This window comes from Streptomyces sp. NPDC054840, assembly GCF_053611065.1.
In genome coordinates this window covers 21153-32454 of record NZ_JBSGZP010000009.1, presented here as the reverse complement: position 1 = coordinate 32454, position 11302 = coordinate 21153, and the positions used below count along the sequence as shown (strand labels likewise).

General features: G+C 69.3%; 9 protein-coding genes and 4 pseudogenes. 5 read left to right on the top strand and 8 right to left on the bottom strand.

Features of this window, described 5'->3' with window-relative positions; genetic code table 11:
- Positions 1–16: 16 nt before the first annotated feature.
- A complete protein-coding gene (locus tag ACWGIU_RS01790) occupies positions 17–538 on the bottom strand; it encodes a DUF4396 domain-containing protein (RefSeq protein WP_453701724.1) in 522 nt (173 codons plus the stop codon).
- A 512-nt stretch (positions 539–1050) separates the two neighbouring features.
- Here ACWGIU_RS01790 and ACWGIU_RS01785 point away from each other — a divergent pair.
- Entirely contained in the window at positions 1051–1851 is an 801-nt protein-coding gene (locus ACWGIU_RS01785; RefSeq protein WP_453701723.1) for a maleylpyruvate isomerase family mycothiol-dependent enzyme, read from the top strand.
- A 156-nt stretch (positions 1852–2007) separates the two neighbouring features.
- Here the strand turns inward: ACWGIU_RS01785 and ACWGIU_RS01780 are convergent.
- Positions 2008–2521 (bottom strand): annotated as a pseudogene (locus ACWGIU_RS01780) (MFS transporter); the annotation flags it as partial.
- On the opposite strand from ACWGIU_RS01780, the gene ACWGIU_RS01775 reads away from it, so the two are divergent.
- Complete coding sequence (locus ACWGIU_RS01775) at positions 2484–2720, top strand: hypothetical protein (protein WP_453701727.1); 237 nt, start codon at positions 2484–2486, stop codon at positions 2718–2720. The pseudogene ACWGIU_RS01780 and the gene ACWGIU_RS01775 overlap by 38 nt on opposite strands.
- Before the next feature lie 95 nt (positions 2721–2815).
- On the opposite strand, the gene ACWGIU_RS01770 is transcribed toward ACWGIU_RS01775, so the two are convergent.
- Complete coding sequence (locus ACWGIU_RS01770) at positions 2816–3424, bottom strand: TetR family transcriptional regulator (protein WP_453701722.1); 609 nt, start codon at positions 3422–3424, stop codon at positions 2816–2818.
- Positions 3425–3539: 115 nt separating this feature from the next.
- On the opposite strand from ACWGIU_RS01770, the gene ACWGIU_RS01765 reads away from it, so the two are divergent.
- Complete coding sequence (locus ACWGIU_RS01765; RefSeq protein WP_453701721.1) at positions 3540–4397, top strand: class I SAM-dependent methyltransferase; 858 nt, start codon at positions 3540–3542, stop codon at positions 4395–4397.
- A 52-nt stretch (positions 4398–4449) separates the two neighbouring features.
- Here ACWGIU_RS01765 and ACWGIU_RS01760 read toward each other — a convergent pair whose 3' ends face one another.
- Positions 4450–4710 carry a metal-sensitive transcriptional regulator gene (locus tag ACWGIU_RS01760; protein WP_453701726.1) on the bottom strand — a complete coding sequence of 87 codons (261 nt, stop codon included), beginning with the start codon at positions 4708–4710 and terminating at the stop codon, positions 4450–4452.
- Positions 4711–4923: 213 nt separating this feature from the next.
- Positions 4924–5736: pseudogene (locus tag ACWGIU_RS01755) on the bottom strand (HAD-IC family P-type ATPase).
- A 111-nt stretch (positions 5737–5847) separates the two neighbouring features.
- On the opposite strand from ACWGIU_RS01755, the pseudogene ACWGIU_RS01750 reads away from it, so the two are divergent.
- A pseudogene (locus tag ACWGIU_RS01750) lies at positions 5848–6117 on the top strand (hypothetical protein); the annotation flags it as partial.
- Between the two features lie 67 nt (positions 6118–6184).
- On the opposite strand, the gene ACWGIU_RS01745 reads toward ACWGIU_RS01750, so the two are convergent.
- From ACWGIU_RS01745 to ACWGIU_RS01735, 3 genes and pseudogenes are all read right to left on the bottom strand, one after another.
- Entirely contained in the window at positions 6185–7471 is a 1287-nt protein-coding gene (locus ACWGIU_RS01745; RefSeq protein WP_453701720.1) for an aminotransferase class V-fold PLP-dependent enzyme, read from the bottom strand.
- A 1353-nt stretch (positions 7472–8824) separates the two neighbouring features.
- On the bottom strand, positions 8825–9316 hold the full coding sequence (locus tag ACWGIU_RS01740) for a hypothetical protein (protein WP_453701719.1): 492 nt from the start codon (positions 9314–9316) through the stop codon (positions 8825–8827).
- A gap of 251 nt (positions 9317–9567) precedes the next feature.
- A pseudogene (locus tag ACWGIU_RS01735) lies at positions 9568–10178 on the bottom strand (IS5 family transposase); the annotation flags it as partial.
- 324 nt (positions 10179–10502) lie between these two features.
- On the opposite strand from ACWGIU_RS01735, the gene ACWGIU_RS01730 reads away from it, so the two are divergent.
- Complete coding sequence (locus ACWGIU_RS01730; protein ID WP_453701718.1) at positions 10503–10790, top strand: helix-turn-helix transcriptional regulator; 288 nt, start codon at positions 10503–10505, stop codon at positions 10788–10790.
- Positions 10791–11302: the final 512 nt, after the last annotated feature.

The window sequence follows — 11302 nt, the reverse complement described above, 5'->3', positions numbered from 1 at the left end:
CCTGCGGCTGGGGTGGTCAGTGGTAGGCGTGGACGACGGCATGGCCCTTGCCGCGGCCGATCATCCACTTGTTCACCGGCGTCGTGATCACGAAGGCCACGGCGAAGCCACCCAGCAGGGCCGTCCAGAACAGCGCGTCCGAGAGGTGGGCGTCCATCGCTCCCGGGGTCAGGGCGATGATGCCGTTGTCGACGAGCTCCATCACCGCGATCGAGACGGTGTCGGCGGCCAGCGCCACCTTGATCGCGCTCTTCCAGTCCAGGCCGGCCTTGCGGACCGCGAACAGGGTGAAGGAGTAGCCGAAGAGGAACGCCAGGGTGATCGCCAGGATCATCGTCTGGACGTTTCCCCACATCAGGGCGGTGCCGATGACCATGCCGAGGATCTCACCGATGGCGCATCCGGTCAGGCAGTGCAGCGTCGCCTTCGCCGCGGCCCCCCACGTCACTCCGCCCATCTGATGCCCGGCGTGACCTGCGTGCGCCTGGTGCGCGGCGTGGTCGTGGGCAGTGGTGGTGTGGTGTGCGCCGTGTTCCATGACCGTCATCCCCAATCCCGTCCAGTGTGACCCCGTACCCGCGGGCCCACATGTCCAATGTATACCCCCAGGGGGTATACGCAAGAGGTTTCTTGGATCCTCCATCGGGGCCTCTTACGGACCGCCCTCCCGGTCGCGTCCCCGGACGGAGTGCCGAGGGCGTAAGTGGCTGTTGTTGTTCCGAACTTGAGGAGTGCTGGTCGAACGGGAGTCACCTGAACTCCCGACCCGACCGGTCCTCCCCCGCCGTCGTGACCTCTGCGTCCATCACATCGAGCGGCAGCATGACCGCGCGCACCGGGTGGACGTCACGTCGCCGAGGTGCCCGGTCGCACGGCGAGGCCAGAGCACCCACAGGCACGACGCCTGGCGTACCGCCGCCACCAGCGTCCTCGCAGCAGTGCGCGGCTTGTCACCCGAGCGGTGGGAGGCGAGGTCGTCCGCAATGGCCAACCGGCGGCGACTGTGAAAATCGCTGTCCGATCACCGGAGCACGGTGATAGACATCCGGCGTGGAAAAGAATCTTGAGTTCTCTGACCTGTTGCGACTGATCGATGAACGGTCGACCGCCTTCCGCGCCGTGGTCGCCGCCGCGCCCGGTCTCGACGCGCAGGTGCCGACCTGCCCCGGGTGGACGCTGTTCGATCTGGTGAAGCACCTGGGTGGGGGAGACCGTTTCTGGGCCGCCATCGTCGGCGCGGGGTCTGCCGACGCTCCCCCGGCCGAGGCCGTCGCCGCGCGCGCCGCGCTGGAAGTGCCGCAGGAGCGTGAGGCCCTGCTGGCCTGGCTGGACGCGTCGACGCAGCTTCTGCTGGGCACCCTGCGCGCGGCGGGACCGGAGAGCGGTTGCTGGACGTGGTGGCCCGCGTCGCAGTCACCGCAGACCGCCGGCGGCACCGCCCGGCACCGGGTCCAGGAGACCGCGGTGCACACCTACGACGCCCAGCTCGCCGGGGGCGCCCCGCAGCCGCTGCCGGTCGAGCTGGCACTCGACGGTGTGGAGGAGTTCCTGCTCACCGTCTGCGCAACGCCGAGTGCCTGGCCGCACAAGCCCACGGCCTTCGACTTCCACACCGCCGAAGGCCGCTCCTGGCGCCTCACCGTCGACGGCGACGGCGCACGCACCACCCGCATCGCCGCGCCCTCCGCCGCGACCGGCGAAGACTCGGACGCAGCCGGCGCCTCCGTCCACGGCACGGCCAGTGAGCTGGTCCTGTACCTGTACGACCGGATCCAAGCCGACTCCTTGCACGTTGACGGAGACGCAGGGCTGCTCGACCTGCTCCGCGCCTGGGAGCCGGAGGAGAAGTAGGACGTAGCGGGGGCTGTTGGCCGCGCCTCGAGCCGGTAAGACACGACTCTTCGCCAGGTTCGTCAGTCGCGGCACCGGACTCAAACCCGCGAGGCGGCCTCGGGGCGTCACCAAGCCGACCGTCTACCTGGATGGCAGTGCGAATTTGTCCGTCCCAGCGAGCGCCATGCCCAGGGCTGCCACCAGCGAGGCGGGCAGGACGTCGACGAGGAAGCTGCCGGTGGGGCGGGCGGCCAACAGCCACACCAGGCCAGCGGCCAGGACCAGCAGGCCGCCGGCGATGAGCGGCTTGGGCCCGAAGCGGCCGAGCAGGCGGGCACTGGCAGTGGTCATGAAGACCATCAGCAGGCCGGTCATCGGCAGCAGAGCTGCGCCCGAGGCGAAGGCGCCGTAGCCCAGGGCCTGCTGAAGGTAGAGGTTGAGGAAGTACCACATCGGGATCCAGGCCGCTCCCAGCAGGGCCATCGCCAGGTTGGAGACGCCGAGGCCGGGGGGTGCGCCAGATGCCGAGCGGCATCAGCGGCGACTTCGCGGACCGCTGGATGAGGACGAACACGACCAGCAGGGCGGCGCCTGCGAGCGTCTGCGCTGTTCCCCAGCCGGTCTTGGGGGCACGGACCACGGTGAAGACGGTGAGCGCGAGTCCGGCGGTGACGGCTGCGGCGCCGAGGATCATGACCGGCAGCGACGGCACGTCCTGGACCGAGCGCGGCCGCCTTCCCAAAGGTGCACGGCCGGCCGTACTGACTGCGGCCAGCCCCACCCATCTCCTGGCCGCCGACACCAGTGACGCCGTCCACGAGTCCAAGGACGGCGGTCGGACCTGGACCACCGTCCACCGCGCGGACCACGACAACACAGGACACTGACCTGCCCGTCCGCCGGCATCAACCCGCCTGTCGGACTCGCATCCGGCAGGGGCCGCCAGGGCCAGGACGGCGGCGCCAGGCTCTCGGCCCGAGGGCTACGCCGCCGGCGGCTGCCCGGCGCCGCCGAGCAGAACGGCCAGCAGCCGCCGCGTGGTCGCCTCCACGTCCTCTCCCTGTCCGGGAACGCGTGTCATCAGCAGGTGGTGAACCGTACCGACCAGCGCGAGCGCGATGGTGGCGGTGTCAGCGTCGGCGGCCAGCCGGCCGCCGCGCTGCTCGGCCTGCAGGTAGGCGGTGAAGGCGTGCTGGATCGCATCGAAGGCCGGCGCGCCGGACCGGAACCCCTCCCGGGTGTGCAGTGCGGCTGCTGGACGAGTCATCGCCAGCCCCACCACCGCCGCCGGCAGCGCCTCCAGCAGGTCGAGGACGACTTCCTGGAGGTTGCCGGCGACCGTGCCTTCGCCCACCTTCGCCCCCAGCGACTCGGCCTGGCGGGCGCTGCGCGCAAACCGGTCCAGGAGCAGCTCGGCGACAAACTCGTCCAAGCCGGTGAAATGCGTGTGCAGGACGCCCTTACCGCAGTCCGCCTCCGCGGTGATCGCGCGGCTGGTCAAAGCCGCCGCGCCGTCGCGGGCCACCACCCGCTCCGCAGCCGCGAACAACCGCTCGCGCAAATCCGGAATCGCCACTCCACGAGGTGACACAACCGCCCCTTCCCTCAACCCCATTGCAGGTATGGGCATCCGCCCATACTATTTGGGCACTTGCCCATACTAGGGCCGGGGCGCCGTGCTGCACCCCGGCGGGAGGGAGTCACCCATGGCTCATTTCGCCAACACCGCCCAGGCCGAGGCGTGGAACGGATACGAGGGAGAGCAGTGGGCCCGCAGCCAGGACCGCTGGGACGCCGTCAACGACGGCTTCAACCAGCCCCTCCTAGACGCTGCGGGCGTCACGGAAACCGACTCCGTGCTGGACATCGGCTGCGGGGCCGGCCTCACCACCCGCCTCGCGGCCCGGCGCGCCGACCGGGGCCGCGCCCTGGGGCTGGACCTGTCCCGCCCGATGCTGGCGAAGGCCCGCGAGAGCGCCGCGCGGGAGCGGGTGGAGAACGTCTCCTTCGTCCAGGGCGACGCGCAAGTCCACGCGTTCGACGCCGGCGGCTTCAATGCGGTCATCAGCCGGTACGGCATGACCTTCTTCGCCGACCCCGTCGCCGCGTTCGCCAACCTCCATCGCGCGCTGCGCCCCGGCGGCCGGCTGGCCTTCATCTGCGCGGCCGAAGCCGAGGCCAACCAGTGGCTCGAGGCGCTGGCCGCCCTGGAGGCCATCGTGCCGCTCCGCGGCTTCGGCAAGGCCGACGGCCCCGGCATGTTTTCCCTCACCGACCCCGACCGCATCCACACCCTGGTCACCGCGGGCGGGTTCACAGATGTCGACGTACAGCGCATCGAAGTGCCGGGGAAGTGGGGCACCGACGCGCAAGACGCCGCGGCGTTCCTGCTGGACTCCGGCCCCGGACGCCACCTGCTCAGCCAGGTCACCCCGCAGCAGCAGACGAAGGCGCGCCAGGTGCTGACCGATGCGCTCGGCCGTTACGGGGCGGACGGGGCGGTGTGGCTGCGCAGCACCTCATGGATGGTCACCGCCGTCCGCAGTGGGGCGAAGCCGCGCTGACCGGCCGAGGCAGATCCGTGGTGGATCAGGAGCGGACCATGCGGGCGATCGCCTAGGACGCTTCGGCGATCTTCTCCTTGGCCTGATCGCCGCCCTGCGCGATGGCGTCGGCCACGCAGGACTGGAGGTGGTCGTCCATCATCGTCAGGGCGAAGGACTGCAGCGCCTTGGTGGTGGCGCTGACCTGGGTGAGGATGTCGATGCAGTACGTGTCCTCCTCGACCAGGCGCTGCAGGCCCCGTACCTGTCCTTCGATGCGGCGCAGGCGCTTGAGGATGTCGTCCTTGTTGGCGGTGTAGCCGTGCGCCGCGATCCCTTCCCTTCATTAAATACCCCCGGGGGGTATATGTGTAACGACGTGGGGCGGTGATGTATTCCGCTGGCGCCGCCGGATGTGCCAGCGGCGCCCGGGTTGCCGGGCGGGGCGCTCGGGGGTGGGCGTTTCAGCTGCCGGCGCGGAACGAGCGCAGGCGCAGGCTGTTTCCGACGACGAAGACCGAGGAGAACGCCATGGCGGCTCCGGCGATCATCGGGTTGAGCAGTTCGGCCGCGGCCAGGGGTAGGGCAGCAACGTTGTAGCCGAAGGCCCAGAAGAGGTTGGACTTGATGGTGCCCAGCGTCTTACGGGACAGGCGGATCGCGTCGGCCGCCGCCCGCAGGTCGCCGCGGACCAGGTCAGATCGCCTGCTTCGATCGCGGCGTCGGCGCCAGTGCCCATCGCCAGCCCCAGGTCGACCTGGGCGAGGGCGGCCGCGTCGTTGACCCCGTCGCCGACCATGGCGACCGAGCGGCCTTCGGCCTGGAGGCGCTTGATGACGTCGACTTTGTCCTCGGCCATGACTTCGGCGATGACCTGCTCGATGCCGACCTCGGCGGCTACCGCTTCGGCGACGGCCTGATTGTCGCCGGTCAGCAGGATCGGTGTCAGCCCGAGGGCCTTGAGGCGCTTGATGGCTTCGGCACTGGTGTCCTTGACGGCGTCGGCGACCTCCAGGACCGCGCGAGCTTTCCCGTCCCAGGCCACCGCCGATCACGGTCCGCCCGGCCGCCTCGGCCCGGTCCTTGGCCTCCTTCAGGGCGGCAGGCAGGGTGATGGCCCATTCGGCAAGGAGCTTCTCGCGTCCGACGAGGACGGCGTGGCCCTCGACGATCCCTGGACGCCGAGTCCCGCCAGGTTGGCGAAGTCCTCCGGGGTCGGCAGGGAACCGATCTTGGCGGCGGCATCGGTGGCGACGGCTTGGGCGATGGGGTGCTCGGATGCGTGCTCCAGCGCGCCCGCCAGGTGCAGCACGTCGGTCTCGTCCGTGCCGGCGGCGGTGTGGACGGCCAGGAGGGTCATCTTGCCGGTGGTGACGGTGCCGGTCTTGTCCAGGACGATGGTGTCGACCTTGCGGGTCGACACCAGGACCTCCGGGCCCTTGATGAGAATGCCGAGCTGGGCGCCGCGGCCGCCTACGGCCACCTCCTCGCCCTGCGTTCCGGCGACCTCGCTTACCTCCACGTCCACCCCGAAGGCAACCCCGGCGACGGCACCACCAAGCCCGGCCCCGGCATCTCCTTCATGGCCACCGCTCCCACCCCGGGCGCCTACCGCCTCTTCCTCGACTTCAAGCACCAAGGCACCGTCCGCACCGCCGCCTTCACCCTGCACACCACCAACAGCACCACGACCGCCCCCACCGCACAGCACGAGGATCACACCAGCGCCGAGCACCAGTAACCAGCTGGAAAGCAGCGGCTTCTCACCGAGGACGACGTCGAGGAGTGGTCGGCGTCGGGGGCCAGGCTCAGCGGGTGAGGTCGGCCAGGCTATTGAGGGCGGTGTCGATCTCGGCCGGCGTGTTGATAACAGCAGTACCGATCCGGGTGTAGGTCGAGGTGGACAGCCGCACGCGGCGGGTGGCTGCGTGGTCGACGACCTGCTGGTGGGTGTGTCCGGCCACGCTGAAACAGGTGATGCCCGCCGACAGCTTCGCGTCGGCAGGGGTGTGCACGGTGACCCCGGGGATCCGGCTCAGTCCCTGCTTCACCTGGGTCGACAGCTGTGTGATGCGGGCGGCAACGCGTTCTCGGCCCAGCTGCTCATGTAGAGCCACCGCCACCGGCAGGGCGAAGGCGTGCTCGAACGCCAGAAACCCGCCGGGCGACAAGGGCACTGCTCCCCCGCCGCTGATGAAGCTCACGAACGTGGGCCGCAGCTGGTCGAGGACGTCCGGCGCCACCCACACCAGCCCCGTTCCCCTTGGACCGAACAGCCACTTATGCGTTCCGGCGATCACCACGTCCGCGCCCAGGCCGGCGGCATCCTCGTCGATCGCCGCCAACCCGTGGACGCCGTCGACAACGAGCAGGCACCGATCGGCAGGGCTGCGGCCTTCGTTGGCCCGTCGCACCACCTCGGCCACCGCCCGCACCGGCATCCGAAGCCCCGTGCTCGATTGCACCCAGGTGATCCCCACGACTCTGGTGTTCGGGCGAATCGCCTCGCCGACCGCCGCTGCGATGCCGTCCGCCGTCGCGGTGGCCGGATCGTCGAACCAGGAGCCCAGCCGTAGCGTGTTGCCATGCTTGTCGGCGGCCAGCCGGGCGGCGGTGCGATGGGCGATGTGGTCGTGCTCCGTCAACAGGAACTCCTGTCCCGGACGGGTCACGACGCCGTTGTAGAAAACGCCCAGCCCGATGCTCGTGCTCGCCGTCACCGCGATGTCCTCGGCCCGGCCTCCCAGATAGCCCGCGAGCGCCTGGCGTACCCGGGGCCAACCGGTAGGACCATCGGGCAGTGCCAGCCCCGCGGGCACCGAGAGAGGGTTGGCGTCGACCAGTGCGCTCAAATGATCCACCGCATCCCGCACCACCTTCGGATGCGAGGCCAGATAGAACAACGCCAGGTTCGCCCATCCAGGCTCCAGGCGGAACTGCGCCCTCAAGGCGGCCCAGTCCACACGCCCGTCGACCGTGGCGAGCGGCCGCTCCCGCGGTGTGTCCACCTCTGCCGCGCCGCAGCCGGGAACGAGGGCGACCGCCACCGCTCCCGCAGATTTCGCCAGCAGACCGCGCCGACTCGTCATCGACATCCAGCACCCCTTTGCGCCGCGACCGCCGGAGCGGTAGCGGAATGACTGTCGGTGCCCTTCTGGTCACGAGGCTACGCAAAGCGTGCCCACGCGCCGACACCGACCATGACCGGGGCGGGGCGCCTCGCTAAGTAAATCGAACATACGTTTCGCGGGTGAGACCAAAGGCGCCGACTGATCAAGCACCCACCCCTACGGGGCGGGCTCCGCCTAGCTAGCGGGCCGGCGGCGTCGAGCTGCGACGCGCCGCCCACACCCACACCTCCGCACCAGCGGAAGGTGAGGAAGCAGCATGAGCGAGCAGACCGCCCGCAGGTGCCGCCTGGGCTCCCAGCCAGACCGGCCCCTGCGCCCGGTGCGGATCTCCCTACGCACGGTACGTCGCTCCGGCGTCACCGCTCTGCGTTCGCTGCAAGCGGGCCCCGCAAGAGCTGCTGGCCCACCCCTGACCGCACCCGATGCTTCTCCGTCGACCCCGATCACCTTGGTCCTCCCCGACGGACAGGCCATCGAGCGGGTACGGCTCTACGAGCGACAGCAGCTCGACTCCGGACTGTATGTAACGTATGGGCGCCCCCTCTGGCAGAGAGCCGCCGGGGGCGGGGTCGAGCCGGCCGAGTACAGCACATGGGTCACCGCCGCACAGCTGCGCCCGCTGCCCGGGGTCGGCCTCAGCCGCACCCCGCCCACCCCCGTACCCGTACGTCGGCGCCGACCCGGTCAGCGTGGCTGCTCGACCGCCCACGCCCGGCCACCGTCCACGCCGACGGCTGCCCGAACGCCCCCGCCCGCGCGCACCCACTGGGCACCATGGCCCGCTCGACGCACTCGCGCGACCCGGCACGACAGCGTGCACCGTGTGCGACGCCGCCGAGGCGCTGCTGCCGGCCCACCCGACACGACCGGCTGAGCACCGGCCTCCAGGCGGTGGTTACCCGCAGAGATGCACCTCGACTCGGCGCGGGGTAGAGGGCTTCGAGTACCGGCGGACGCCAGCGAACCAGTGGTGCGCACATCGAGCGCAGTAGCAGATCGATGCCTCCCACCAGGACCAGGTTCGCGCAACGGGCGGACAGCGCGACCAGTTCGGATCGCCCTCTGTGCCAGTACGGCTCCCCGGTCAGCCGGTGGCAGGAGCGCACGGCCTCGGCGAGCTGACGCAGCGCGTCACGGTCGCCCCCGGACTCCCGTCTGACCCATGGCATGTGTCCGGGGTTGAAGTCGAGACCTTCGAACTCGCGTCGCAGCCGGGACACCGCGGCCCCGCGCTGATCAGTTCCGGACCGAGACGTTGTGGCTTTTGGGCTCACCTTGGCTGGATCCCCCGGAGTCAGGCAGCTCTCCGGGCTCGGCTCAGGCGGCAGCCGTCTCGGTTGGAGATGGGTTCGGCAACGGCGTCCCGCCGATCTGGAGGTGTACTCCGTCGGGCGAGCCGGCGGTGTAGGTCGGCGTCAGGGTGAACCTGATGGAGGGGAAGGTTCCGCGGAGGCGAACGCTGCCGTTGGAGTCGCTGGGCCCGAGGGTACCGTCGGGGCCCACGACAGGGTCCGCGGCCTGGCCTCTGACCTTGTTGCCGTCGACCTCGAAATGATAGTCGCCGCTGAGCCGGTCGACGCGCGTACCTGCCGCAAGGTCCCGGAACTCGAGTTCGGAGGCGAGCGATCCCAGGTGGAAGACGGGATTCTTGACCGGGAGGCGGAACCTGACCTCGAACACACTGCCTTCGAAGTGACCGACCATTTCGATCATGTCCGAGGCGGGCAGCGGTGGGGTGAAGTGCGCCAGCCCGAATTCCGTCCAGTCCTCGTGCAGGTAGGCGGCACCCAGGGGCCCGGTGAGCGTCACCGAAGCGCCGCCCAGGATTCCGACTGCCTCGGTCCGCTCATCGTTCTGGGACGTCCAATCGACGAACACAGGCTGAAGTGGTGTCATTTCCTTGACCGCCTCACACCCGGGACCGGATCGGCCACCTCCACGGCGGCTGAATGAGGGATTCCGGCCCGGGTCGCGTCCACCGTTGCACGGACCCGCCACGTCGGAGCAGAGCGCGAATCGGGGCGCGCGAAGCACGGGCGGCCCGCTCACGAGCACCGCGAGTCGTGGCCCTTGTCGCCGAGCAGGGCGTCCGGGCGTCTGCGGGGACGGCCGGGGCGGCCGGCCACCGGCGGGATGCCGTCGACCAGAGTGAGGGTCTGGGTGACGTCGTTGACGTTCGCCGCGGTGGTGATGACTTTGAGCGGGGTGCCGCGTCCGTCGCAGATCAGATGGTGTCTGCTGCCCGTCTTCCGCCGGTCGACCGGCGACGGACCGGTGTCGGCGCCCCCTTTTTCGCGCGGATGTGGGAGCCGTCCACGCAGGCCCTGGACCAGTCGAGGCGGCCGGCTGCGTTCAGCTCGGCGAGCAGGATCCGGTGCAGCTGTTCGAAGACCCCGGCCTGCTGCCACCGCTCCAGGCGCCGCCAGCAGGTCTGCCCTGAGCCGAAGCCCAGCTCAGGAGGCAGGAGTTTCCAGGCGATGTCGTTGTGCAGGACGTAAAGGATGCCCTGCAGACACAACCGGTCTGCCACCGGCCGAGGCCCTGGCGACCTCGTCGGCCAGGGCGGCAGCAGCGGCTCGATCAGTGCCCACAATTCGTCGTCCACGATCCACGGCCGAGTACTCACACACTCACGAACGGCCGAATCATCACACCAGTTACGCCCGACCAGGGGATCTCACCAAGATCCTGTTACGAGCTCTTAGGCTCTCGAGTCCTCGCCAGTCTCTCTGGTGGTCAGCAGAAACGCTTCGATCAGGCTGCGGGTCCCGTTCTTCGTACCGCGAGTTGAAGATCGCCGCCTTCATGACCCTCTTCTTCGCACCGCCTCTGCATCTGCCTCGCACAACGACGAAGGTGAATGCGTGCAGGACGACGACACGGGATCCCTCTGCGAGCAGAATCGTTCATACAACCTTTGTAGGTGACATGTCGTGATAAGCCCTGCCCCCGATGCATCTTCACATGTACTTTCTGAGCGACAGGAGGGGTAACGATGACCGACCTACCGGCCTCAGTGGACGTGCTACTCCGCGCGCCCCGTACCGTCTTGCCGCCACCAGCGGTGCGGGGGCGGCTCCGAAAAGCCCACGGCCTCACTCAGACACAACTAGCCGAAGCACTTGAGGTGAAGCGACTCGCGGTGACCCGGTGGGAATCGGGTGATGCAGAGCCTCGGGGCCAGCGTCGCGAGGCATACGCTCGGCTACTTGCGGAACTGGCCGCTCTCTACCCTGCAGCCCTCGCAGCCTCTGCCGATAAGAGTGTCGAGATGCCGCCGTAAACGCGTGGAGCGGTCTCCGTCGCCACAACGGGGACCGCTCCCTAGCGATCGACTCGCAGAACCTTCCACGAACCCGAGTCGTGAACAGCGATGTGACCTCGACTGCGGTTATGCCCGCGAACGTTGGGTTCGCGTGGTCACCTACCCCAGGATAGGGAACCTCGTCAGGATAGCCAGCACAGGACATACTTTTCATGCATGTCTGGCTACATCTCTGCTCTCGACTCCCCTAACAGGGAAGATCCGCCCGATGCATCACCAGACGCGCCTCCGCCGTCGACTTGTAGGTGTGACCAGCTTCTCGGCCTCGAGCACCCCGGTCTGGCCCACCGGCGCCCACGCCCGGCTCAACGAGACCCCCTCGAAGATTCCTGTCTGCTTTACAAGAGCACGGCCCCCGGCCGGAAACCTCTTGTCTCTGCAGACAGGTCTTCTGGGGCGGAAACAACACACAACTACACGCCCTAGCATGCCGTCGGCAGCACAGATCCGGGTTCGTTGGGCTCTGTGGG

What these genes read in the sequence shown, in the direction of transcription:
- ACWGIU_RS01745 (WP_453701720.1), bottom strand. Translation starts at nt 7,471, where the DNA reads ATGTCGATGACGAGTCGGCGCGGTCTGCTGGCGAAATCTGCGGGAGCG.
- ACWGIU_RS01765 (WP_453701721.1), top strand. Translation starts at nt 3,540, where the DNA reads ATGGCTCATTTCGCCAACACCGCCCAGGCCGAGGCGTGGAACGGATAC.
- ACWGIU_RS01790 (WP_453701724.1), bottom strand. Translation starts at nt 538, where the DNA reads ATGGAACACGGCGCACACCACACCACCACTGCCCACGACCACGCCGCG.
- ACWGIU_RS01730 (WP_453701718.1), top strand. Translation starts at nt 10,503, where the DNA reads ATGACCGACCTACCGGCCTCAGTGGACGTGCTACTCCGCGCGCCCCGT.